This window comes from Candidatus Woesearchaeota archaeon, assembly GCA_018303405.1.
Taxonomy (GTDB): Archaea; Nanobdellota; Nanobdellia; order Woesearchaeales; family JABMPP01; genus JAGVYD01.
Window position 1 is genome coordinate 1 of the sequence record JAGVYD010000006.1, and the last position, 23399, is coordinate 23399.

Consider the following 23399-nt stretch of genomic DNA (forward strand, 5'->3'; position numbering starts at 1 on the left):
AGCATTGCAGCTTCCCATGCATTGCATTTTTCTCCTCTGCAACCCCGAAAAATGCTTAACCCCTCCTGGAATGGGCTTCGCAAAATTGATGCCCAAACTAACTTTTCGGGCAACCCCCTTGCCAGCGCATGAATGCATGAATGGTTAGAAAAGCATGTTTAGAAATGCAGGACTTTGCCAGTCTTGTCCCTGTGGACCCTGCCAAAGTCTGGCGCCACAGACGCAGCAGTCATGATTGGGCCATCTATGCAGGTCCTGTAGCCATTGCACTCGCACACACCGCAGATTCCCACGCCGCACTTGTAATATCTTTCAGTGCTCAGGAGGATTTTATCCTCAGGAAGGTAGTTGGCTGCAATGTCTGCCGCTTTCTTCATCATGATTTCAGGCCCGGCAGTTGAAAAGCTCCTGATCTTGAGGCCTGACTTGAGCTTGCCTGCAAGCAGGTCAGTCACATATCCCTTGAATCCCTCGGAGCCATCATCGGTTGAGACGAATGTCATGCAGATTTTGCTGAACTCGTCCTTGAGAAGAAGCTGATTGGCTGTCCTTCCGCCAATGAAGACTGCAGATGGCAGCTGCTGTGATGCAAGAAAAAACAAAGGGGCAACACCTGTCCCCCCGCCAACGAGAACAGAATCTTTCATCTCAGGATAGGCAGTCCCATAAGGGCCGCGCATCATCACTGTGCCGCCAACCTTGAGCTCAAACATCTTTTTAGTGAAAGGGCCAACTGCCCTGACAACAAGCATTACGGGATTGTTGTGCGCCAGCGAAAAAGGCTTTTCAGCAACCCCCTTTAGCCACGCAAAAACATAATGCCCTGGCCTGGCATGCGGGATTGCCCTGTCAAAATAAAAGATTTTCAGGTCGTGGTCAACCTGCCTGATTTCTGTGATCTTGAATGGGGAATACTGCATGAGTTTCTGCTTTATCACAATGCTGGCGCATGAATTCTGATTGCCTTGCAGATCTTTGTCCATGGCGGCAAAATATTTTTTTATGGAGCTTGTGTCCAGGCCGGTCAGGGCTGAGCCAACTCCGAAAATTGTCGCCCCTGCATCCCTGAATTGCCTGACATCATCAGCATCCATTATGCCTCCCATCCCTATAATCGGGATTTTTTTGCCGAGCCTGTCAGCCACTTCCCTTGTTATTTTCACGCATTCAAGCGCCCTTGGTTTTACAAATGAGCCTGACACGCCACCTTTGCCGTGGCTAAGAACTTCATTGTCAGCCGGGCCAATTGTGTTGATTGCAGTAATGCCATCTGCACCCGCATTCAGCGCGCCCTCGACAATCTCACTGTAATTTTCCACATTGGGCGTCATTTTAACGATGATCGGCTTGCTGACCTGGTCCTTGAGTTTTTTTGTGTATCTCCCTGTCAGCTCACAGCTTGTGCCAATGTGGATGCCATAGCCTTTTTCAGCATGCGGGCAGGAAAAATTCAGCTCAAAGCCGTCTGCAATGCCTTCCAGCCCCTTGGCAATCTTCACAAGACCTTCCGGCGATGAATCAAAAATTGAAACAAGCAGGAAGCGGTTTTTGAGAGGATAGATTTTTTCAGCTTCGGCCCTGAAGGCTTCAAATCCGGGATTGCCTAAGCCCACTGCATTTATGAAAGTGTTTTTTTCAGGCAAGTCTGCAAAAATGGGCTCAATGTTGCCGGGCTTGGGCGCCAGGCCAATGCTTTTTGTGGTAAGAACGCCGACCTGGGGGATTTCCCTGGCAAATTTTGCAATTATTCCGATGTTGGTTGTGACAATGCCAGAGCCTATTGTAAAAGGGCCTGATATTTTTTTTCCGAAGAGCTCCATGTCATCTATGCGAGCAGCCAGGTGGTTATAAAGTTTTGCCAAGATTTTTATATGGCAATGCATTAAAACAGCCCATGAAAATTACATTCCTTGGCGTTGGAAGCGCAACAGACCCCAATTATCCAAATGTGTCTGTCCATGTTGAGGGCAAAAAAAGCAGCATCATCCTTGATTGCGGCACAAGCATTGCCCAGGCCCTGATAAACCGCCAGGATATCATGACAACAGTTGACGGCATTTACATAAGCCACAGGCACGGCGACCATTTTTTCGGCCTGCCGACTGTGCTGATGAGGATGAGGGAGCTAAACAGGAAAAAGCCGCTTGTAATCTTCGGCCATGCAGGAATAAAAAAATTCGTCCAGGCTGCCCTTGCCCTTGCTTATTCAACTTTTCTTGGAGAGCAGCCGGATTTGCCATATTCACTCAGGTATGCTGAGTTTGAGCAGAATAAAAAAATGTTCGGGCTTGGCTTTGGGCTCGCGCCGACCATCCACGGTGAAACAAATTATGCTGTTAGAATCACAGAGGGAAATAAGTCAGTTGTTTACAGCGGCGACGGCATGTTTACTGAGCAAGGCAGGAAACTCTACAGGGGATGTGACCTGCTGATACATGAATCTTTCACAATTGACGAGACTTTCAGGGGGCATGCAATGGCCACTGACCTAATCAAAATGAGCAAGGAAGAGAATGTCAAGGCATTGGCGCTGGTTCATTTCAGGGAAACTGTCAGGGCAGGAGACCTGGCCAGGCTGAGAACAATAATTAAAAAGGAAAAAATAAATGCATTTGTCCCCGAGCCAGGAACAATGCTGGTCATCTGAATGATACCATGCCAAAGCTTATCATTAACGCAACAATTCTGCCGGAAATTTTCCGGAAAAAATGAGCAAAGGCATAAATAACTTATGGATATGCAATAACGCATGATCAGCCGAAAAGAATTGATGGTTCTTGCATGCCTGAGAAAAAATGCAAGGCAGCCCCTAGTTGAAATGGCAGGGCAAACAGGCATGTCCGTATCAAATGTGCATTCCATCATGAGAAAGATAGCCAGCCACGGAATAAGCAAAAATTATTGCGAGCTGGATTTCGGAATGGCCGGCTACCCGATACGGCTATGCTACATCGTGCAGATTGGCAGCAATAAGGGAACAAATGAAAACTTAGGGGAGCTTTTGAATGCCAGGCCGGATTTGCTAAAGCATGTCAATAATGTTTTCAGGCTTAACAATGGCACGAATTATTTTATCGAAGCCATTTTCAGGGAAATGCGGGAAGCCTATGCGTTCAGCGAGCTGCTGCAGCAAGTTTCCAAAAATTTTGCCGAACACCATGTTATTGAAGTCATCAAAAAAGAGGGGTTTGAATTGCCCTTGAAGAGCGAATAGCGGTTAATGACCGCATTCAGGGCAAAATTCTGGCTTTTTTGCTGGGCATTTGTTCTCATAAATGGTTAAGCTGTCCTCATAATAGTTTATAATCCCCCAAGCATGGTGCGAAAGGTTTATATATGAATATAATCATGTAACAGCTAAGAAGAGGTGAATCCATGGGTGAGGATGACAGTGAGTATGAATTGACTTCTCGAAAGCAGCTAGAGGATTTGAAGAGGGAAATTAGAAGGCTCAAAGGCAAGTCACCTGAAGATGACAGGGAAGCCCGCCCGCACAGTTCAGGCAAGCTGGATTCATCGGGCAGCGGCTCATTGCAGGACTCAATTGACGAACTTAACGGCCACATTAGCGAGCTTCTGGATATTTTCAAAATGGCCAAAGACGGCGAATCCGAAGATGGCAACTCACATGAGACCATCATGAAAAAGCTTGATTTGATTCTGGATGAAAACAGAAAGATTGCAAAAGGCATTGTGTCCCTGGCAGACATGATGAAAAGGCAAGCGCAGGCGCCTCCTCCAATGCCCATGAGGGATATGGGCATGCAACAGGGAATGCCTCCGCCATTGAGGGCCCCATTGCAAAGAGTGCAGGCTCCGCCTCCAATGCAGGGCATGCCGCCACAGTTTGGCCCTCCGCCAGGAGGAATGCCGCCGCCTTTTGACATTCCTCCAGCCTTGCAGCCATTTAATCCAGGAATGCCCCCTCCGCCGCCAAGGGAAGAAAAGAAGAGGGGCCTTTTCGGAAGGTAGCAGCTAAAATGCAGCGCGGGCAAATCGATTTTGATGCTGTTTCTCATGCACTGGCTAAACTTTCTGCCGCAGCAAAATCCGTGGACACGTCGAAGAGGTTCAGCCTTGGCCCATTGCCGGTTTCTGAGCAAAAGCAGAGCTATTACAGCACAGGCAGGAAGCAGAAAAAACAGGCATTGAAGCCCATTGAGAATGAAAAAAGCAGCGGCTCCAAAAGCATCATTGCAGTTGTCCCAGCCGGGCCGGATATGGATGCAGGGCAGAAAGCTGAATATGAAAAGCTTGCGTCAAGGTATGAGGGCCTCAAGGAAAAATACCAGATGCTTCTTGATGAAAAATCACGCAGCGAGCGGCTTTTGCAGGAAAGGCTGGAAATAATTTCCAAAAGGGCACAAAGGGAAAGCACGCTGGAAATTGTGAGGAAAAAACTCATGAAGCTTGAAGAGCGGAACAGGAAATTGATGAGCAGTGGCGGCGCGCCGTATGACAAGCTTCAGAAAATGCTCGACCGAATTGCAGAAATCAGGAGAAGACTTTACTTGCCTGATGCGCTTGAGGAGCATGAGCACATTTTGGAAAAGGAAAGCCATGAAGAAGAGGTTTATGACAAGATTGGGGATATGGATTTTGAGCCAGAACAGCCAGGCGGCCAGCCACTGGCCGGCCAGGACATCCAGGGAGATGGAATGCCCTTTCCACCGGATGCAATGAATGCTGCCAATTCAATCAATGCAAACCAGCAGCGGGAAAGTGAAGGCAACATGGAAAAGGCAATGGCTGAGCAGGGACAAAGCCTTATGCCTCTTGACCCGTCCATGATGGCTGGCCAGGAAAGCGAAACAGCTGATGGCTATGGCAATACGCCGGTTTTTGAAGCAGATGTCCCCCCGGAATGGCTTGCGGAAGAATCCCCGCAGGAAATGGTGCCGGACAATATTGAAGCGCCAATTGTCCCCCCGCTGGAAGGGAAAGATGATGACAAGGCAAGGCTTCCTGAATTAAGGGATGATGAGCAGACAACACCTCTGCCCGGCGAGAAGAAAGAAGGACTGGCCGGAAAATTGAAAGGGCTTTTCCATAAATGAGGCAAGATTGGGGTAATAGCCATGCTTAGCATTCTAACAACACAAATTTTATATAATCCCCGATAAGGAAAAATGCCATGTTAATCGTCAAATCCAACATAAAGGAAGCCACGACATACCAGGGCAAGGCATACAATGTCTCAAGCGATTTTGCAGATGCGTTGGACGCCAAAGTCAAGGAAATGATCCAGGACGCATGCAGAAGGGCGGGCCAGAACAACAGGCACACAATAATGCCGCGAGACCTTTGAGCATTTTGCCGACTAGAGCTTTTTCAGCCAGCTTCTGATAATTTCTTCTGCCGGCTTTATCATCCCTATGCCAAATCCAATTACAAAGATGAGAATAACACCGCCTGTAATCATCAGTATTGTCATCTCGGCCAGGAAAATCCTGAAGCCGATTTCGCGCAAGGCAATTCCGGCAAAGAAGATGATGGTAAGAATCTTTATGAGTGTGCTGATAGCCTGAATGCCGCGAAGCTTTTTCGCATGCGATGCGCTGTTGGCAAGGAAGTCAGCAAATAGAAGGCCAGCGAGCATTATCACGATGCCGGCAATCAAGTGTGGCACCCAAAGCGCTACGCTTGTCAGGATATCTGCCAGTTCATCCAGGTAAATGATATTTGCCGCAGGAGTGAGGAATGCGACAAACACCCACCATTTTACAAGCTGTCCTGCTACCCTGGACAAGTGCAGGCCGCCAATGGCGTCCACCATTTTCTTCTCATGCATCCAGTGGTCGATCTTGGTCTTTTCAATGATTTTTGTGACGAGGTAGCCAAGCAGGACACCGACAAAATAGCCGACAATGATTACGGCAAGCGCAGCCAAAATGCCTGGAAGATAAAGAACAATACTATTCCATATCTGAACAAACGGATCCAGAAGCTCATAACCTGATGTGCTGATTGCCATCGCTGAATATTTTATTTTTTCAGACTATTTAAAAGTTTCGGTGATGCTGTGCCCGGTTGAAAATCCCCTGCCTAAATTCAATAAATGTTTTAAATCGCATATGCTTTAATGAGCTCATGGGAGATGTTTCAAGCCAGGCAGCATACCTGCAAGACTGCTACAACAGGGAATTTGAGGCAGTTGTTGAAGAAGCGAATGGAAAGTACATTGTATTGCAGAAGACATTTTTCTACCCTGACTCAGGCGGCCAGCCCTATGACACCGGAATGCTGATGACGGAAGACGGCAGGATGTTTAAGGTTATTTTTGTGGGAAAATTCGGCAATAACATCAGCCATGAATTGGACCAGGAAGGCCTGAAACCAGGGGACAAAGTAAAAGGGATGGTTGACTGGGAAAGGAGATATGCCCATATGCGTATGCACACCGCAATCCACATTCTCTGTGCCGTAATCAACAAAATTTCCGGCGCCCAGATTACCGGAAACCAGATAGGCGTGGAAAAAACAAGGATAGACTTCAGCCTTGATAATTTTGACAGGGAGCAGATCAAAAGGTATGAGGAAGAGACCAACAGGATAATCAATAATGCCCATGATGTGGAATTCAAGTTCATGTCCAGGGAAGATGCGCTTGAAATACCCTCGGTTGTAAAGCTGCAGATGGAATTCCCAAAGGATGTTGAAACCATCAGGCTGGTTGACATTGTTGGATTTGATGTGCAGGCATGCGGAGGGACACATGTCAAAAACACTTCTGAAGTGAGGGGGATAAGGGTCATAAAAGCGGAAAACAAGGGAAGGAACAACAGGAGGATATATTTTGAGCTGGCTGGTGAATGAATTCTATATAAAAAATTCCATATAAAAACTAATACTTGTTCAGGATGAATCCCAGTCGCTCACTTGTGCGTGTACCAGAAATTGAGCTGGCCGTTTTCCCCGCCTATGCTGTCAAGCCTGCAGAAGCCAAACCTTTCAAACTGCACAATCTCATTGACCTTGACATTTTTCAGCATTGGCTCGGCCTTGCCTGACCTGACCACCTTGTCCGGCATCATGACAGTGACATCCACCAGGCCATCCGCGGCAGGAAGCCAGTGCATTATTTTTTTCCCGGCTGTTTTGTATTTTTCAACTTCCTTAGAATGGAATGAAAAATCATTTCCTTTCCTGGTGAAATTCAGGCAGTCCATTAGCCGGTAAAGCGCATTGTCCTCCAGGCTTTGGAAATCATTCCTGGAAAGCAGGAATCCTGAATGCGTGATGAGGTCTCTCGTGCCCCTGTTTGGATAGTCTGGGTGCAGTTTCAAGTGGCTTGTCGAGTCCGGCGCGCCCCTGATGTGGATTTCAACCGGATCATCAATGAAAAAATACCTGTTGCAGCTTGAGTCGAGGATTCTCCTGTTCTGCACAATGAGGTCGTCCCATGTCAAAGTTGCCTCTGCCTTGGTTATGCCTGTGTTGACAATGAAATTCTTAATTGCATCCGGAACAAAGCCCCTCCTTCGCAGGGCAACAAGTGTTGTGAGGCTCGGGTCGTCCCACCCGACCAGCTCGCCATTTTTTATCTTGTCTCGGATTATCCTGCCTGAGCTTTCAACGCCCTCCATATTGAAGCGGGCAAACTCGAAGATTTTTGTCTGGTCAAAGCCCAATTCCAGCTGAATGTGCCTCTGCAGCTCGTTCCTCAGCTCAAACTCCTTGCTTCGCAGGCGATGGGTAATCTTCTGCAGGCCGTCCATGATTGAGTTCTCAAAATCATAGGTTGGCCAGACACGGTATCTCCTGCCGGTAAGGGGGTGGCCTTTCTCGATTATCCTCATGAGAACAGGGTCGCGCATTGTTGTGTTTTGGTGCGTGAGGTCGATTTTCATCCTCAGGACTGCCTCGCCTTCCTTCATCAGGAACATGTCCTGCCAAAGGTGCTGTATCTTCTTCAGCTCATTTTTCCGGCATGCGCATTCCATTCCCTTTGCCCTGTTCTCGCGCATTATTTCAGTTGGGCAAGTGCAGACATATGCCTTGCCTTTCTTGATTAGCTGGTCAGCAAAAAGGCTGAATTCTTCCATGTGGTTTGAAGCATTGTCAATGATGTCAGGCTCTATGCCAAGCCAACTGTAATTGTCGAGATGGATGTCATAGAACTCCTTTTCAGCCAGCTCAGGGTTGGTGTCTTCGAACCTGAGATAAAATTTGCCCTCGTGCTTCCTTGCAAGGAGGTAATTCAGCATGATTGCCTTCGCATGCCCGATGTGGGGGTACTTGCTCGGCTCAGGCGGGAAGGCCGTCGCAACGTATTCGCCCGGCCTTATCCCCAGGAATGCAAAAATGTCCCTTTCCTCGTGCTTTTTTCCCCTGCTTTCCTCGAGAAGCTCAGGCGCGACCTTTTTCAGCTCCGCTGCCTGGGCATCCTGCGACATGGCATTTACCCTGACGCAGACCTCCTGCGCCTTTGTCCGGATCTCATCAATCTTCTTCCTGGCCTCTTCACTCTCAGACAAAAGCCTTCCGACTACTGTTTTTTCATTTGCAGTGCCATTGAACCTGACTGCGTTCTGCAGTGCATACTTGTAGAGTTGCGCCTCAAAATCCATGTTGTCCCCATGCTTGTTTTAGGCCCATAGTATATAAAATTTTATATATTTGTTCCTCCTGAAATTCAAAATGGCAAAAAAAGCAGGGCTTAAGCGCAGGCTTGCTGAGAAAAGCCCGGAATTCAGGGACAGGCCAAAATTGCATGACCACCTGGCAGCAGGCAACGGAAGCTGGTTTTTCCTTTTGTGGTCCATTGCGCTGATTGCCAATTCAGTGCTGAACTTTTTTTCAGGGGATTATTTTCTCGGGCAGTTCTGGACAGGGACAATCCTCTTCATTTTTGCAATTGTATTCTGCCCATGCTATGCTGGAAGGACGTGCAAGGTCATAGGAATACACAGCGACAAGAAGATGAATTAATTTTTTCTGGGTTCCGGCCATCGCCTGCCTTTGGTTTTGCAGATCGAAAACCAGACTGACATTTTATTCCATGCCAGGCAGCCTTGGGCCAGTTGATTTTTTCTTGAAATCCATTGGCGGCCTTCTCAATTCCTGTACCCATTGCAGGCCAATCCTCAATAGTTCCTTGTTAAAAGATTCAGACAGCTTGTATGTTTTTGAGTAGAGGTTATAATCAATTATCCCCATGCTCTTCATTGGAGTGAGTATCCTGTCATAGAACTGCCTCTTGTTGTAGGAAATCTTGACTTTCTTCCCGCTGTAGGGCGCTTCGTCGATTTCAGTGATAAGGTTTCCCTCATGCAGCTTTGTCGCGAAAAGGCTCATCTCGGTCTTCCCGATCTGGCTGCCATTTTCCTTCATGTAGCGGACAAGAAGCTTGGCAACAATGACCTGCTGCTTTGTAGCAAAGACTGTTTCGTAGATGTCATCCGGCAGATTGAACTTGTCGAACAATATTACCATACTGTAACCCCCAGAAGCTTGATGATTATCCTGGTATATAAATGTTGCTTTTTGTAGAATGGGAGAGAGAAAGTAGTCTAAAAAAAGTACATGTGGATAATCTGGCGATGAGGATTATTATGTTTATTGGTTAATAGGCTTAGCCAAATATCCTTTCAAACCAAGCTGCTATCTTCTGCATCATTGACATGTTTTCTTCAAGCTGTTTTTGCAGGTCAACGCAGCTTCCTGAATTGCAGGTGTTGGTTTGGCATTCAAAATTGTTGTCGCACACCTGACCGATTTCTTTCTGGTATTTTATTGCTGTGTCAAGGTCACAGTAAGTGGCGGCGCCTTTGCTATCCCTGGTTCTCAAACCCACTGACAAGCACAGGTTGCCCTTTACGCAGCCATCGCATTTCTTGGAGACTTCGCCCTTTGAGACTTCATCAGTGCCGACTGAAATTTCACTGCTGCCAGAAGCAAATTCAGTCTCGCTTTCAGAAACCTTAGTTGTCTCAGTTGGTGGCAATGGGTGCTCTACAGAGCTATCTGTTCCCTTTATGAAGGAAAAGACAGTCTGCTGATAGGCAGGGTCGATTTTGTGCAAGACCATGGCAATGCCATTAATGTTGAACACATCACCTTCTTCCATGTTGAATTTGAGAACTTTTCCTTCCTCATTTGTTACAGTGCCAATGACCATATACCTTGTAGCGACCACCGGGGCCTCTGTCACAAGAGTGGGCTTGGCTTCAAGCACGGCCTGGCCGGTCAGCATGTTACTCTCCACCGAACTTGTTGGGGAAACAATCACTTTTTGGCTTCGAACCATTTCTGCCATCGCCACGATTTTCATGAGCTCCACGCGCAGGTACGGCTGGCTGAGCATTGCCTTCCCGCCTGTTTTCAGGAGGAATTTTTCATTTAGCTTGACAATTTGTGCATCGGGCTCCACAGAGTTCACAATAAAGCTTGCGCTCTTGTAATTCACATTTTTCACAGTCACCAGCATATTCTGGTATTGAGCAGGCTCATTTTGGGTAAAAATTCTTGACTCCTTGCTGCCCTGGTACTCAATTTGAACTGCTGCCTGAGACGCTTTGCATGCAGGTGTTTCCGTGATAATTGATGGCTCTTTAGTCGTGGTGATTACACTTGTTGATTGGGCATTCGCAATGGATACTGTATTTGCACCTGAACTGCCTCCTGATCCGCCCCCTGATGCAGCAGATGCTGTTTCTGTCATTGATTCTTGGACAGCTTCTACAGGATATGTTTCGCCAGCGGGAATGCAAGTGAGGATCTTGCAGCCTGCAACATTCAGGGAGGTATAAGGCACTGTTCCTTCTGTGCATTGCACCATTTTGATAGGGCATGTGGAGATCACGGGACAATCGGTTGTTATTGCCCTAATCAACGTTATTTTTGCGCCGTTGTCAACCATCCTGGCGGTCTGCCCCTCATCCAGGCGGAATGGCTTTCCAAAGTATGCGATTATTTCGTCGCCGGTGTCACTTACAGAGACCTTATGTGACTGAACTGCTGTCAGGCCTGTTTCATCCCTAACAGTGAATGTCACTATGTAATCCCCTGCGCTTGAGTATTGATGCTGCATTGTGGCAGTAGTTCCAGGGGATAAAGGCACCAAAGGCACGCTCTTTGCAGTGCCCTCATTTGTTTCATCTCCCCACAATGCCGTAAAAGTCAGCAAGGCGCCATCTGGGTCATGCGCGCTTATTCCCCAGGTGCCAACTTCATTTACATTCAAAGCACCCGGACCAGTGAAAGAGTCTATTACAGGAGCCTTATTTCCTGTTTCGCTGACATAGAATTTTTCCTCTGCGATATTGTTGCTGGAATCCTTGTCTGCGCCTGTTGGCTGCAGATAAAACTTCACTGTGTGCCAGCCAGGGGAATAATAGCTTCCGCCACCGACATTATCAGGCCCTTCGGTCTCGCCAGGCGTAAGGCCGTGATAGCCATTGCCCGAGTTCATGAAGATATTATCTACATACAGTATAACATTGTAAGGGGCTGATGTTGCTGTACCAATGTTTTGCACCATGCCGTTGATTTTTACTTGGACACGGCCCTGCGAATCCACAGAATCCTGTTGCTGTATTGAAATGGACCCTATTGTAAGGTCAGCCTGCTGCACTGACTGGCCAACCTGAACAGTCAGCGTAGATTTTGTTGTGGCGCCCTTGTCATCAATGGCAGCAAATGTTATAGTATAATATCCCGGAGCGTAGTATGTGTGCTGGAAAGTTCCTGATGATTGAAAGCCCCCTTTTTCATCAGCACTAACCGGCGCTCCCAAGTTTTCATCTCCCCATGAAATTTCGTACGCCAGATAATTTCCATCGGGATCATATGCGGATATTTTCCATGTGCCTGTTTCCTGAGCCTGCAATGACACAGGCCCGCCAATTGAAGTGATGACAGGAGGCTTATTTGCCGGAGCTGGTTCTGACCCACAAACCATTATTTCGTGAGTGTGGTCGTTGAAATATGCCCAAACCCTTCTTCGAGTTCCGTCATCATTAGTTTTCCAATCAACATCGTTGATGCCGGGTGTGTACCAGTCAGACCAACCGCCGCCCCACATAATCCTATACTTAAGTATTTCTGGGTGTGATAGGGTGCTGAGGCTGGCAAATGTTTTGTCCATGGGATAAAGGGGGTTGCGAACCTGCGAACTTGTTGACTGGCCGCATCCTATGGCCACTCCACTATTTGTAAAAAAAACATAGCCCTCGCTTGTTCCTTGCGCTGCCAAATTGTTGTTGGTATCATAAATTGAAATCCTGACTTTCAGCTTCATGTTCAGAAAAGAAGGATCAGAGATAGAAATGCTTGTGCGCCCGAAACGGCTGTCATCTGGGCCAACAAATGTTGATGTTGCCGTGGTTTTGTAAACCGCCTGGCCATTGCTATCCACCAGTTCTATAACCGGCTTCGATGTCCAATACGCAGTGGGAACGCTGCTGGTTTTCCAGCCTATTGTATAAGCATGCCCAAGCATCCATGACTCGCCGCCATAGGGAGTGACTACACTTATGGTGCTCACAACTGGCAAAGGAGCTGAAATCAAGCAAGCGCCATCATTGCACCCATAGGGGCATGAGACTCCCTGGCCATTTGGTGAGTAAGTGGCTATATAATTTCCAGAACACGTTGCCTCTTCCAGTGCGCAATTATCTCCACTGCAGGAAGCAGTCTGATATCCACCGCCATTGGCATAGCGAACAAAACATGCATCATATATTGTTCCAACTGCACCATTACCATTATTACCTGTGGCAAATCCTTTTAGATTGAAATTCAGCCCCTGATCAGTGTCAGTGCATGCAGGAATGGCCGGGACGGTATCATTTTCAGCAATAACTGCTAAAGCAGATGCAAGCATTAAACTAAAAGCAAACAAAATTGATGTTACGATTCTTAGATTTTTTTCCATTGTTTTCCCACCTTTTCACATTTTTTGGATTGATTTTATGAGGACACCACTTTTTCTGATCCATTATTAAAGCGGACGAATATAAGTAGTTTTACCGGACACATGGGACACATTTTTGGCATTAATCGTTCCAATGAGCCTAAATCACCAAGAAATCGTTTATAAGACCTTATTTTCGTTTCCGGTAAGGAAAAACTCAGTCAGCTCGGTTTTCTTCATTTTTCCAATTGACTCGGTTTTTATGATTTTTTTCTGCTCCAGTCTCTGCAAACACCTGAATAGACTAGTTTTGGGGATTCCTGAGCTGTACCTGATCTGGTTTTGCGTTGATGTGCCATTGTTTTTGAGCAGGTATTCGACCACTTCCTGTTCATAGGCGTCTAAGGTTGAGAGAACTGCTGCCATCCGGTCTGTCAATAGAATCCCTTGGACAGCCGGAGCTGCCATTTGCGCAGATTGACCAGCTTCTGCAGACCGGTCGGGAGGCGTTTCATTTGGTTTTTTCGAGTATTCCTTGCCAGGCAAAACAGACTTTGATGAATAGAGGCGGAGAATGACAAGTATCCCCACGACAATTATTATGCCAATAATCAGTCCCCACCAAAATGTGGCGCCGAGCCCTTTAGTTTTGCTTTCAAAGTGCACCTCAACATCATAAACCATACTCTCATCCGCATTGATTTCCACGTTAGCAATGTTTTCTCCTTCGCTTGCAAAGATTTTACAATTGCCCAGCGGAACATTAAGGAGCGAAAATGAGCCGTATACGTCAGTTAAGATATCATTTCCGGCATAATTTTGGGCACATTCATACTTTATGCCAGCTCCGGCAACATAATTGTCAAAGGCATCGACAACAGTTCCACGGATATGCGCTATTGGAGTGAGAATAATTGTTTCCTGCACGGGTGATGAGGAAGGCTGTAGCATCGTTTTGCCATAATGCCCGAAAAAAGCGGACTCAGTGCTTCTATAATTTATTGCCAGCTCATAATTCCCTTCTGCCACATTTAGCTCCAATATTCCATCAGGCAGATAGCGGTCATAGGAAAGGATGGAACCATCATTCAAATCCTTTATTTCAAAATGGACAATTGATTCAGCGATAACGGTTCCTTTCTCATTCATCAGGGTAAATGTGTAGTCAGTAAACCCGTCTGCAGCATATGCAGAAAACTGCAACACCGCCGCAAGAATTAAGAGAATAATTCCCCTTTTGGTCACGAAAGACACACGCATGTTTACCAAAATCATGCAACTGATTATTTAAATGTTTCGCAGGTTGATAGTTGGCTAATTGATGATAAAAGAGATAAGATATTAACCATAGTTTTGGAAAAATAAAGTGGACTGGCCGGTTGTGCGTCGGATCGCGGCATTCTGCAGGGACAGTCGCTCGGGATAAATCCCAAAACTTCTCAATTCTTCCTGCTTTTCCGCAGGAAGCAAGTTCCAGCTGTGCAATAAAATTTCCTTGAATTTTTTTGCGTCGAGGGTAATTGTGTGTTTTTTCATAATATCTTGTTGTTTGTCATCATTAATGATGGGTTCTCGGAGAAGGTTATGCATTTATTCATGGTTACGGGCGACTACATCTTCTTCTTTTTGTGGCCACCTAATTGTTTCTTCAGAGAATTGTATTCTTTCATATACAGTCCGATTGTCGGCTTCAAGTTATGATTCTTTTCGTATTCCTGCAGAGATTCGTAGTACCCTTGCCTATTTTTGAGATTGATGTTTATTGGTGGTAGATTATGCTTAATTAGGATGTTGTTCAGCAATATTCTTCCAACTCTTCCATTTCCGTCCCTGAATGGGTGAATATTTTCAAATTGGTTGTGGATGACTGCCCCAAGAACCAAGGCAGGATACTCATTCTTGTTTTTTTCATACCACCTGATTAACTCTTTGAGCAGATGATTTATTCTTGTTTGTGGTGCCCCTTCATGAACAACCTGTCCTCCACTGCCCATTACAACGACTTCTTCGCCTTTCTTTCGCAATTGTCCGGCAAATGATTTGGAGTTTTTGAAAACTATTTTATGAATTTTTTTTATGAGCTCAATAGAAACATGCTCTTTTGTTGTTCTTATAAGCATTATAGCTTCATCAACTCCATAAGCCTCTGCTATATCTTCCTTAGATTTGTCTGGCCACTTGTCTTTTTCCAGTAATTCCTTCACTTCTTTTACATTGAGCTTGCTTCCTTCAATTGCATTGGTGTTGTATGTAAATATTCTTGAAAATGTCTGCCAATCTTCTTTTGAAAGATGGGAAATTTTTAAGGGAATTTGCGCTTCAAGTTTTTTTATCTCTTCAATCTCTTTTTCTGATAGTTTAGTTTGCAATGGATCCTTTATGATATTATATTTGTGTATCTCTTCCAGGATAAGTTTTTCAGCAATTTCCCTCCGTTCTTCAAGCAGTTCAACTTTTAGGTCTTGACCCAGATATTTTCTGAATTTGTATACTTTAGCACCTTCCCTATATGAATGGGCGAGAAAATATTTTGCCTTCTTTCCTTCAACTCTCTTTTCGATGTGCATGCATTGAGGGGGTGACTACATATTTAAATAGTTTGCGTTTAGGTGACTACATTTTGCCTGATTTGTAGCCACCCCTTACCCTTTACATTATCATTTTAAATTGTAAATATGTGAGTTTTATCTCCGAGAACGGACAAAATGTAAGGATGGACTGGCCGGGATTTGAACCCGGAGCCTCCCCATTGCCAACGGGGCGTTATGCCGGATTTAACTACCAGCCCAGAGCTGGCCTCAGCTCGCACGGAATCGTATTAATGGGATTTCGCGCTGCTCAATCCCATAAACTCAATGCATCGCCGAAGCATCTCGTGAATGTAGCTTTAAGAATGCTTTATAAACTTATTCTTCATTTTTGAGTATATGCACAAGATTATCTACGCCACTGACCTGCACGGCAATAAGGTATTATTCCAAAAGCTGTTCGCCGAAGCTGCAAAAAACAAGGCAAAGGCAATTGTCTATGGCGGCGACATTGGCCCGCTCGAAACGTCCGGATTAAAGGACAGGATAGAAAACCAGAAAAAATTCCTTTTGGACTTCCTGCTGCCAAAGATCAAGGACCTCAAAAAAAAGAAAATTGGCTTCTACTGCATCATGGGCAACGGCGATTTCAAGGTCAATGAGGGCATTTTGGTTGAAGCAGACAAGAGAGGAGAACTGCACTATTTGCAAATGAAAGCAGCCGTGCTTGGAAAGCATAAAATTGCAGGATATGGCTTTGTCAATCTTTTCCCTTTTGCAACAAAAGACTGGGAAAAGCCCGAATTCGAGATGGTGCAGAGGGAAGGAATAAGGACCGTGCCTGTTGAAAGGACCACAATGAGCGAGGATTTGGCAGCCCTGAAAATGCTCTTTGACCCAAAAAAAACAGTCTATGTGCTTCACGCGCCGCCTTTTGACTCATTGCTGGATATGATTTACGGCGAAAGCCATGTCGGCTCAAAGGCAATAAGGCAGTTCATTGAGGAAACCCAGCCACGGCTGACCCTGCATGGCCACATACATGAATCTTCAGAAGTGTCCGGAAGCTTTGCTGACAGAATAGGCCGGACAATATGCCTTAATCCGGGCGCAAACCCATATGCAGACAAGGCAAGATTCCTCCTGTTAGACCTTGATGACCTGAAGAAAATCAAGATTCTTGAAGCAAAATAATATGCTTAAGTGATGTACAGCAGCATCCAGATTCCCACGCCGGTCAGAAGCAGTCCGACAATCAGGCGCATGTATTTCTTATTGGCGTTTCTCCAGGCCTCCATTGCCTGTGTTGACAATCCTTTGTAGACAAGGAACATTATGATAAAGAGCGGCAGGACAAATATGATGTTGTACAGGACAAGGTAGCTCATGTTCAATGCCGTGAAGCCGTTTATTGACATTAGGGTCAGAACTGCGAGGTAGACCGCTCCTGTGCATGGCAATTCAACCAGCGCGACAACAACGCCGAGCACAAAGGATATTGAGCCGCTGAGCATTGCTGATTGTTTTCCTTTCCCGCCCAATTTCTCTGCGATATCCTTTATTTTCTGGGCATAGCCGGGCAATATCTGGAGAGAAGGCCCCTTTCCATACCAAAAAAAATCCTTGAGCTCAAGCAGGCCAAAGATTATGATTGCTATGCCAATTATGATATAAGCATAGACTGAAAAATTGCCAAGGTGCTGGATAATTGGCAGCAATACCAATCCTGCGACCATGTAAGTTATGAATACACCGAATATGTAGATTGTGCCGTCCAGGAGCATGCGCTTCATGTCATGCGTCTTCTTCAGCAGATAAGAAAGCAGGAAAATGAGAACTCCGAATGCGCAGGGATTGATTCCATCAATGAGGGAAGCCCCGATTACAAAGGGGAGTGATAGTTCAGTTGCCATCTTAACTATGGTAAATTTGCAGGAAGAGTATATAAAATTTGTTATAGGGAGTTATAAGGGGATTAGCCAAACTCAATCTCAATCTCATCCCCGTCTTTCCAGACATAATTCTCGTATTCCTCGCTTGGAACGCCATTGACAGACATTTTGATTGCCCCTGCTGCCCCGCCTGGACAGGCATCGCCATTGCAGTAATCGCCTATGCAGCCATCTGCAAACCTCATCTCCATTTGTTCAAAAAATGCCTTAAGCGTCAGCTCAGATGGGTCCATCATTGCTTCGGTTGCCGGGTCAACAGGCTCGACATCATGCCAATGTATCAGGTTCCTTTCCTTGTGGGTATGCGCCATGCTTAACAGGCCGGTTTCAAGGGGGAAACTCACATCTTCCCCGCAAAGGTGGACAGCAATGTCCGCATGGACATGCATGGCTATTGTGCATTCCTCAGGTGTCTTGCAGACAACTATGCCGCTTTCCCCTCCCTCAGAATAGAATGTGAAGACACTGAACAGCAGCCCAAGGATTACTGCAAAGAATATTGCCAGGGTGAGCACTGGGTTCCAGGCGATTTTGCCCTGCGGAAAATAGTGGTTCCTGAAGATGACGAGCAAGGCAGCCAATATAACTAAGGAAACAAGGGTTATCCAGCCAAAGTTGGGCAGGACAAGGTTTTGGCCGAGATACTCCATTTTCAGCTGGAAATTGGGCAGTTGCCTGACAATATCCCAGAACCTGTCTGACATTCCGGCAGCTTTAGCCTCTTCCTCCTGTGCATATGCCAGAGGCAACAATATCAAAAGAACAAAGCCCAAAAGCATGTGTTTATGGCCACGAAATTGCATATTGAATCCTTGCCGGGGAGTATATAAATAATTTTCGGCTGAAATCAGCTTTGCCCGAAAAGTGAGTTTGGGCATCAGTTTTGCGAAGCCCATCCCTGGATGAGTTAAGCATTTTTCGGGGTTGCAGAGGAGAAAAAGGCAATGCACGAGAAGCTGCAATGCTGAGCAGATGCCCAAACCGAGCCGGAAGGCGAGTTTTCGGGCAAAGCCGGCTGAAATCGAAAAGTTTAAATATAAGTAGTATATAAATATGTATACTAATATACAGATTAGTATTTATAAGGAGGATGGCAAGATGGATAAAAAAAAGAAATCAGGCAAGGAGAAGGAGTCCAAGGAAAACTCCAATAAGCATGCGTGCGAATTTTGCTGATATTTTTTTTATTATTCTTAAATTCTATTTGAAAGTAGCGTGTTCTCGCAAATTATAAATATGATTAGGTATCCAGAAACAATAACAATGGTTAACAATGCCAAAAGGTTTGATGCGATAGTCATTGGCGGTGGCTCCTGCCTGAATATTGCTGATGAAATCTATGGACTGGGAAAAAAGGTGGCAATAATAGAAGAAGGCCCACTAGGAGGGACCTGCCTCAACAGGGGCTGCATACCGAGCAAGATGTTCATACATGTGGCTGATGTGATGGAAACAATAGCCAATGCAAAAAAGCTTGGCATAAAAGTTGGCCAGGCAAAGGCAAATTATTCAAGAATTGCAAAGAGAGTCAATTCCCTGGTTGACAGCGATGCATGGGAAATTGAAAAAGGGATTCGTGCAGAAAAGAATTTCACGCTTTACAAGAAAAGGGCAAAATTTATCGGGAAAAAAATAGTCCAGGTGGGCAACGAGACAATTACTGCTGATAAAATATTCATAGGGGCCGGCACAAGGCCATTGATATTGCCCATCCCGGGGATTGAGGATACACCTTTCTTGACAAGCACGGAAGCCTTGCGCCTGAAAAAAATCCCGAAATCAATGGTAATCCTGGGAGGAGGATACATTGCTGCTGAGCTTGCCCATTTCTTTGGCAGTTTCGGGACAAGAATAAGCATTGTGGAAATGACTGACAGGATGCTGGGGGCAGAGGATGAGGAGATTTCAAGGGCATTTACAAAGGCTTTCTCTGGCAAGCATAAGCTTTTACTCGGATATAAAGGGATTAAGGTGGGTAAAACAAAGCAGGGGATTTTCCTGAGGGCGAAGAATGTTGCTAATGGAAAGTCAAAGACCCTCCAGGCTGAAAAGCTGCTCGTTGCTGTCGGGAGGGTGCCCAATTCCGACCTCCTTGATGTCGCCAAGTCCGGCATAGCCACCAATAATCACGGGTACATCAAAGTGGATGGATATATGCAGACCAATGTGCCGGGGATCTGGGCCATAGGGGATATTGCAGGCATTTACCTGTTTAAGCATTCTGCCAATCTTGAAGCACAATTTGCATTCCATAATGCGTACCATCCTGGCCATGAGCAGAAAGTTGATTACACTGCAATGCCGCATGCCGTTTTCTCCTCGCCGCAAGTGGCAGGGGTAGGCATGACTGAGAATGATGCGAAAGCAAAAAAGATAGATTATGTTGCGGGAAGATATGAATACAGGAGAACTGCAATGGGTGCCGCGATGATGGAGGCGGGCGGTTTTGTGAAAGTCATTGCTGCCAAAAAAACCGGGATGATTTTAGGCTGCCATATTATAGGGCCTGAAGCCTCGACGCTAATCCATGAAGTAGTGGTCGCCATGCAAAACAATGGGACAGTAAATGCTATCCGCAAGGCAGTGCATGCCCATCCAGCACTGTCTGAAGTTGTGCAGAGGGCATTCAACAATTTGCCCATGTAATTCATCCTGCGCCGAAAAATTTAAGAATAAAGACTTTCCTGTGATTCATTGAAAAAAAGGTGATGTTATGGCTGATGATTGCGTATTTTGCAAAATAGCAAAGGGAGAAATCCCGGCCTCTAAAGTTTATGAAGACAAGAACTACCTGGTTTTCCTGGACATTATGCCTGCCAATAAAGGGCACCTGCTCGTTATCCCAAAAAAGCATTACCTCAGCCTCGAGGAAATGCCAGAAAAAGCAGCTACTGGCCTCATTCTTATAGAGCAAAAGGCCATCAAAGCAATGGTCAAGACATTGAATCCGGACGGATACAATTGCCTGCAGAACAACCATTTCGCGGCAGGGCAGCTTATCCCGCATGCGCATGTTCACATTATTCCAAGGTACAACAGCGACAGGTTCAAGCTCGACTGGCCGCATATCAGCTATGACAGCGGCGAGCTGGATGAATTCACAAGGAAGATAAAGAAAGGCTGGTAAGTAAAAAGCTTTTTATAAGGACCATTTCTCTTAAGTCATGAATTTACCAGGCCAAGTTGGCATGGAGTTTTGGGTATTGAGCAAGGCGAAATACCCGCAATACTAATCCGGGTGTCAGCTGCGGGTATAACTCAGCTTGGTTAGAGTGTCGGTCTCATAAAATGAGATATTCATTTTGGGCAAGCCGAAAGTCCCGAGTTCAAATCTCGGTACCCGCATAGCCTTTTAGGAAAAGGCTATCATCCAAAAATGTTTTTCCTCCGGAAAAACGATTTGCTACGCAAATCATTTGAATGGTAGTCTTTCCAAAGGCACAAAAGATTATGGAATTTTCTACAACGAATCAATTACCTGCCTGCTGATGTGTGAAAGGTCTGGCTTTATATGGCCGTACATGTTGATTGCATGCTTCGGCTTCAGGTTCATTATCCTTGCCAGTTCTTCCAGCGGCATGCCCGCGTTCCTTGCCCGCCAGCCAAAGTCCCTGCGGATTTCCACAGTTGTTGTCGGGAACTGCTGGAGAAGGCGCTGGAGCCATATGACATTCAGCTTATCAGATTTATTGGACCTAGTGAATATGTAGTCTGATTCGGCCTCCCTGTTCCGTTCCCAGACATCAAGGTATTGCCTAGCCTCGTGGACAAATTTCTTGTTGAGCGGGATTGGCCTTTTCTTTCCAGAAGAAGCCAGGATTGTCACCTGCGGATTTTTCTCGCTAAAGTCGAGGTCTTCCTTTGTTATGCGCATCAACTCCCGCGGGATTATTCCGGTGTAATACAATAGGCCGACAGCAATGTAATCCCTGGCCTGCAACGGATCTGCCAATGACTCAGGCCTGTAAAACTCCAACAGCTTTTCCAGCTTTGGCGTGCCGGATGTGACGGCATTTGCTGCTGGCGCTGTCACGCCTGCCATTTGCTTGCTGATATCCTTAAGAGGGTTTGGAATTCCATCAATAACCTCCCTGCCTGCAAAATATGAGAATAATGCCTTGTAATGCTGGCGCCTGGTGTTGTTTGACAGGCCCGGCCTGACAGCGGGGTCGAGAAAATTCAGCAAGTCTCCCTTGGTTGCCGCATTGACAGGCTTGCCCATGACTTTCTCAAACAGAGCCATGGTCTTGGAATAGGTCAACAGTGAAACTTCACTGTAATTATTCTTGTAAGCCTTCAATTCCCGTGAATAATCTGTCCTGACCATGAGAATTGCCATTGTCCTAACTTTTTAAATCTTTCCTAAAAGTCACCACTATAAAATAGTCAATTGACTTACGAAATAGGGCTGAAGCGAAAAGAGTAAAATCTGCATTTTCCACCAGTCCATGGCTGGTGGCAAAAAACCATTAGGCGTTCCAGAAAGTGGAAAATGCAGGGTCTGAACGAGCGACCCGGGCGAACGAAGTGAGCGGGCATGCAGCCGGCCTGTGACCGGCTGTGGTCGCGAGTGATTGACGAAAAAACAAAAATATCACTTCTTCAAATGTATTGTCTGGGTCGGGAATGCCATGCTTATCCCAGCCTTCTCGAATTCCCTCTTGATTTCGTAATTAATTTCCTGCTGGGTGTCCATGTATGTCAGATATTCGCTATCCTTGACATAGAATACTATTTCAAAAATCAGGCTAAAGTCACCAAATGCCTTGAAGTGCACCCTGTCCAGGTCTGCATTTTTAACTTTCTTGAATATCCGCCCAACAATTGCATTGATTTCCTTAAGCTGCTTAAGGGAGGTGCCATATTCCACTCCGATTGTGTTTACAATCCTGCGCTTCTCCATGCGCTTGTAGTTGTTTACCCGGGTGTTGGTAAGCTCCCTGTTGGAAACTATAAGCTCCTGGCCCTGCAAAGTCTCAATCCTGGTGCTCTTTATCCCGATATGCTTGACAGTGCCACTGTCAGCCCCGATGACTATGAAATCCCCGACTTTGAATGGCTTGTCGAAATAGATTGTGAAGGAGCTGAAAAGGTCCTCAAGAACATTCTGCAGCGCAAAGGCGATTGCAATGCCTCCGACGCCAAGCCCTGCAATCAGCGAGGTGATATTGACACCCATATTTGACAGAACCATGAGTAGGGCAATGACCCAGACAATGGCCTTGACAATTTTTGCAATAACACTGATAAAGGAAGCGTCATCGGTCTTATCCTCTTTCTGCCTTTTTTCAATCTGCTTCTGCGCAATTACATCAATTATTGTCTGCACAAATTTTATGCCGTAGTAAACAAGCGCGGCCAGGCCAATCCAGTTTGAAATATGATGGGCCAAGCCAGGCAGGGCAAGCGGCCGTGACGCCATATAATATGAAAGATAAACATAAAAGAACCAGTTTATGTGGTCAATGAACTCAATCAGGATGTCGTCGATGCTGTTTTTGCTCTTCTTGGCAAATTTGTGCAATATTTTCAACCCATAAACTTTAAAGATTTTTAGAATTATGAATAGCCCGATGAAGAGCAGCAGGGAATGCGCAAGCTCATATCCTGTGTTCCCAAAATAATTTGTTTCCAGGTATGGCGTTAATGCCTGATAATCAATAGCCATGTCATTTCACGTTAAATGGTTAAAATAATATTATAAAAAGCTTGTGCTTGCTGTTGAAACATGCATCTTCGGGCTGCTGCCTAAGGCCAAAATTAAAAAAATTTAAATAGGCTGGATGAGATTTAGTATATAAAAGAGGTGAGATGATGGAACTCACAAAGTCAGAGATGGAAAGCAAGATAGCCAATTATGATAATGCAAAGAAGTGGAGCCTTTGGATTGTGATCATCGGAATTTTTCTGGTGTTTGCTGAACAGAAATTCGGCATCCTTATCGCCCTGGCCGGGATTTTAGGCTATGTCGTGAACAGCGATAAGGCCATAAAGATGAGATTTGAGATGAGCAAAAAACGATGATTTTTTTTGTTTAATTTGATTCCCGCATAAATTCTGCGC

At 45.7% G+C, this 23399-nt stretch carries 22 protein-coding genes and 2 tRNA genes; 12 read left to right on the forward strand and 12 right to left on the reverse strand.

Going from position 1 to position 23399, the window contains the following annotated elements:
- Window positions 1-158: 158 nt before the first annotated feature.
- The gene (locus J4227_01125) at window positions 159-1820 is read right to left on the reverse strand and encodes a dihydroorotate dehydrogenase (protein MBS3109114.1); all 1662 of its coding nucleotides are present in this window, start codon (window positions 1818-1820) and stop codon (window positions 159-161) included.
- Between the two features lie 74 nt (window positions 1821-1894).
- Here J4227_01125 and J4227_01130 point away from each other — a divergent pair, with 74 nt between their 5' ends.
- From J4227_01130 to J4227_01150, 5 genes are all read left to right on the forward strand, one after another.
- A complete protein-coding gene (locus J4227_01130) occupies window positions 1895-2647 on the forward strand; it encodes a ribonuclease Z (GenBank protein ID MBS3109115.1) in 753 nt (250 codons plus the stop codon).
- Window positions 2648-2749: 102 nt separating this feature from the next.
- Complete coding sequence (locus J4227_01135) at window positions 2750-3214, forward strand: Lrp/AsnC family transcriptional regulator (GenBank protein ID MBS3109116.1); 465 nt, start codon at window positions 2750-2752, stop codon at window positions 3212-3214.
- 161 nt (window positions 3215-3375) lie between these two features.
- Complete coding sequence (locus tag J4227_01140; GenBank protein ID MBS3109117.1) at window positions 3376-3972, forward strand: hypothetical protein; 597 nt, start codon at window positions 3376-3378, stop codon at window positions 3970-3972.
- Between the two features lie 8 nt (window positions 3973-3980).
- Complete coding sequence (locus J4227_01145; GenBank protein ID MBS3109118.1) at window positions 3981-5057, forward strand: hypothetical protein; 1077 nt, start codon at window positions 3981-3983, stop codon at window positions 5055-5057.
- Window positions 5058-5134: 77 nt separating this feature from the next.
- On the forward strand, window positions 5135-5308 hold the full coding sequence (locus tag J4227_01150) for a DUF1931 domain-containing protein (GenBank protein ID MBS3109119.1): 174 nt from the start codon (window positions 5135-5137) through the stop codon (window positions 5306-5308).
- Window positions 5309-5320: 12 nt separating this feature from the next.
- On the opposite strand, the gene J4227_01155 is transcribed toward J4227_01150, so the two are convergent.
- On the reverse strand, window positions 5321-5974 hold the full coding sequence (locus J4227_01155; protein ID MBS3109120.1) for a hypothetical protein: 654 nt from the start codon (window positions 5972-5974) through the stop codon (window positions 5321-5323).
- A gap of 116 nt (window positions 5975-6090) precedes the next feature.
- Here J4227_01155 and J4227_01160 point away from each other — a divergent pair, with 116 nt between their 5' ends.
- A complete protein-coding gene (locus J4227_01160) occupies window positions 6091-6816 on the forward strand; it encodes an alanyl-tRNA editing protein (GenBank protein ID MBS3109121.1) in 726 nt (241 codons plus the stop codon).
- A gap of 59 nt (window positions 6817-6875) precedes the next feature.
- Here the strand turns inward: J4227_01160 and gltX are convergent, their stop codons facing one another.
- Window positions 6876-8570, reverse strand: coding sequence for a glutamate--tRNA ligase (gltX, locus tag J4227_01165; GenBank protein MBS3109122.1), 1695 nt, complete (start codon window positions 8568-8570; stop codon window positions 6876-6878).
- Between the two features lie 70 nt (window positions 8571-8640).
- Here gltX and J4227_01170 point away from each other — a divergent pair, with 70 nt between their 5' ends.
- Window positions 8641-8931 (forward strand): hypothetical protein, encoded by a 291-nt coding sequence (locus tag J4227_01170; protein MBS3109123.1) that lies wholly within the window; start codon window positions 8641-8643, stop codon window positions 8929-8931.
- A gap of 63 nt (window positions 8932-8994) precedes the next feature.
- Here J4227_01170 and J4227_01175 read toward each other — a convergent pair whose 3' ends face one another.
- From J4227_01175 to J4227_01195, 5 genes are all read right to left on the reverse strand, one after another.
- Window positions 8995-9435: a hypothetical protein gene (locus tag J4227_01175; protein MBS3109124.1), complete on the reverse strand. Its 441-nt coding sequence runs from the start codon at window positions 9433-9435 to the stop codon at window positions 8995-8997.
- Window positions 9436-9574: 139 nt separating this feature from the next.
- Entirely contained in the window at window positions 9575-12877 is a 3303-nt protein-coding gene (locus J4227_01180) for a PKD domain-containing protein (GenBank protein MBS3109125.1), read from the reverse strand.
- 159 nt (window positions 12878-13036) lie between these two features.
- Complete coding sequence (locus tag J4227_01185; GenBank protein ID MBS3109126.1) at window positions 13037-14116, reverse strand: hypothetical protein; 1080 nt, start codon at window positions 14114-14116, stop codon at window positions 13037-13039.
- Window positions 14117-14466: 350 nt separating this feature from the next.
- Window positions 14467-15423 (reverse strand): Fic family protein, encoded by a 957-nt coding sequence (locus tag J4227_01190; GenBank protein MBS3109127.1) that lies wholly within the window; start codon window positions 15421-15423, stop codon window positions 14467-14469.
- Between the two features lie 147 nt (window positions 15424-15570).
- Window positions 15571-15644 (reverse strand) — tRNA-Ala (locus J4227_01195).
- A gap of 139 nt (window positions 15645-15783) precedes the next feature.
- On the opposite strand from J4227_01195, the gene J4227_01200 reads away from it, so the two are divergent.
- Window positions 15784-16578 carry a metallophosphoesterase gene (locus J4227_01200; GenBank protein MBS3109128.1) on the forward strand — a complete coding sequence of 265 codons (795 nt, stop codon included), beginning with the start codon at window positions 15784-15786 and terminating at the stop codon, window positions 16576-16578.
- Between the two features lie 5 nt (window positions 16579-16583).
- Here J4227_01200 and J4227_01205 read toward each other — a convergent pair whose 3' ends face one another.
- Window positions 16584-17297, reverse strand: coding sequence for a GAP family protein (locus tag J4227_01205; protein MBS3109129.1), 714 nt, complete (start codon window positions 17295-17297; stop codon window positions 16584-16586).
- A 62-nt stretch (window positions 17298-17359) separates the two neighbouring features.
- On the reverse strand, window positions 17360-18115 hold the full coding sequence (locus J4227_01210; protein MBS3109130.1) for a hypothetical protein: 756 nt from the start codon (window positions 18113-18115) through the stop codon (window positions 17360-17362).
- Between the two features lie 484 nt (window positions 18116-18599).
- Here J4227_01210 and J4227_01215 point away from each other — a divergent pair, with 484 nt between their 5' ends.
- The 3 genes from J4227_01215 (at window position 18600) to J4227_01225 (ending at window position 20681) form a co-directional block, all read left to right on the forward strand.
- A complete protein-coding gene (locus J4227_01215) occupies window positions 18600-19982 on the forward strand; it encodes a dihydrolipoyl dehydrogenase (protein ID MBS3109131.1) in 1383 nt (460 codons plus the stop codon).
- A gap of 67 nt (window positions 19983-20049) precedes the next feature.
- Window positions 20050-20463, forward strand: coding sequence for an HIT family protein (locus J4227_01220; GenBank protein ID MBS3109132.1), 414 nt, complete (start codon window positions 20050-20052; stop codon window positions 20461-20463).
- Between the two features lie 120 nt (window positions 20464-20583).
- A tRNA-Met gene (locus J4227_01225) sits at window positions 20584-20681 on the forward strand.
- A gap of 115 nt (window positions 20682-20796) precedes the next feature.
- Here J4227_01225 and J4227_01230 read toward each other — a convergent pair.
- Window positions 20797-21663 carry a site-specific integrase gene (locus tag J4227_01230; protein ID MBS3109133.1) on the reverse strand — a complete coding sequence of 289 codons (867 nt, stop codon included), beginning with the start codon at window positions 21661-21663 and terminating at the stop codon, window positions 20797-20799.
- A 267-nt stretch (window positions 21664-21930) separates the two neighbouring features.
- Window positions 21931-23004 (reverse strand): mechanosensitive ion channel family protein, encoded by a 1074-nt coding sequence (locus tag J4227_01235; GenBank protein ID MBS3109134.1) that lies wholly within the window; start codon window positions 23002-23004, stop codon window positions 21931-21933.
- 146 nt (window positions 23005-23150) lie between these two features.
- Between J4227_01235 and J4227_01240 the strand changes: the two genes are divergently transcribed.
- On the forward strand, window positions 23151-23360 hold the full coding sequence (locus J4227_01240; protein ID MBS3109135.1) for a hypothetical protein: 210 nt from the start codon (window positions 23151-23153) through the stop codon (window positions 23358-23360).
- Window positions 23361-23399: the final 39 nt, after the last annotated feature.

Bases quoted from the DNA above. Each gene is read 5' to 3' on its own strand.
- J4227_01230 (MBS3109133.1), bottom strand. From the start codon at position 21,663: ATGGTCAGGACAGATTATTCACGGGAATTGAAGGCTTACAAGAATAAT.
- J4227_01140 (MBS3109117.1), top strand. From the start codon at position 3,376: ATGGGTGAGGATGACAGTGAGTATGAATTGACTTCTCGAAAGCAGCTA.
- J4227_01235 (MBS3109134.1), bottom strand. From the start codon at position 23,004: ATGGCTATTGATTATCAGGCATTAACGCCATACCTGGAAACAAATTAT.
- gltX (MBS3109122.1), bottom strand. From the start codon at position 8,570: ATGGATTTTGAGGCGCAACTCTACAAGTATGCACTGCAGAACGCAGTC.
- J4227_01240 (MBS3109135.1), top strand. From the start codon at position 23,151: ATGGAACTCACAAAGTCAGAGATGGAAAGCAAGATAGCCAATTATGAT.
- J4227_01135 (MBS3109116.1), top strand. From the start codon at position 2,750: ATGATCAGCCGAAAAGAATTGATGGTTCTTGCATGCCTGAGAAAAAAT.
- J4227_01125 (MBS3109114.1), bottom strand. From the start codon at position 1,820: ATGGAGCTCTTCGGAAAAAAAATATCAGGCCCTTTTACAATAGGCTCT.
- J4227_01215 (MBS3109131.1), top strand. From the start codon at position 18,600: ATGGTTAACAATGCCAAAAGGTTTGATGCGATAGTCATTGGCGGTGGC.
- J4227_01190 (MBS3109127.1), bottom strand. From the start codon at position 15,423: ATGCACATCGAAAAGAGAGTTGAAGGAAAGAAGGCAAAATATTTTCTC.
- J4227_01210 (MBS3109130.1), bottom strand. From the start codon at position 18,115: ATGCTTTTGGGCTTTGTTCTTTTGATATTGTTGCCTCTGGCATATGCA.
- J4227_01180 (MBS3109125.1), bottom strand. From the start codon at position 12,877: ATGGAAAAAAATCTAAGAATCGTAACATCAATTTTGTTTGCTTTTAGT.
- J4227_01150 (MBS3109119.1), top strand. From the start codon at position 5,135: ATGTTAATCGTCAAATCCAACATAAAGGAAGCCACGACATACCAGGGC.
- J4227_01220 (MBS3109132.1), top strand. From the start codon at position 20,050: ATGGCTGATGATTGCGTATTTTGCAAAATAGCAAAGGGAGAAATCCCG.
- J4227_01145 (MBS3109118.1), top strand. From the start codon at position 3,981: ATGCAGCGCGGGCAAATCGATTTTGATGCTGTTTCTCATGCACTGGCT.
- J4227_01170 (MBS3109123.1), top strand. From the start codon at position 8,641: ATGGCAAAAAAAGCAGGGCTTAAGCGCAGGCTTGCTGAGAAAAGCCCG.
- J4227_01160 (MBS3109121.1), top strand. From the start codon at position 6,091: ATGGGAGATGTTTCAAGCCAGGCAGCATACCTGCAAGACTGCTACAAC.
- J4227_01175 (MBS3109124.1), bottom strand. From the start codon at position 9,435: ATGGTAATATTGTTCGACAAGTTCAATCTGCCGGATGACATCTACGAA.
- J4227_01200 (MBS3109128.1), top strand. From the start codon at position 15,784: ATGCACAAGATTATCTACGCCACTGACCTGCACGGCAATAAGGTATTA.
- J4227_01205 (MBS3109129.1), bottom strand. From the start codon at position 17,297: ATGGCAACTGAACTATCACTCCCCTTTGTAATCGGGGCTTCCCTCATT.
- J4227_01185 (MBS3109126.1), bottom strand. From the start codon at position 14,116: ATGCGTGTGTCTTTCGTGACCAAAAGGGGAATTATTCTCTTAATTCTT.
- J4227_01130 (MBS3109115.1), top strand. From the start codon at position 1,895: ATGAAAATTACATTCCTTGGCGTTGGAAGCGCAACAGACCCCAATTAT.
- J4227_01155 (MBS3109120.1), bottom strand. From the start codon at position 5,974: ATGGCAATCAGCACATCAGGTTATGAGCTTCTGGATCCGTTTGTTCAG.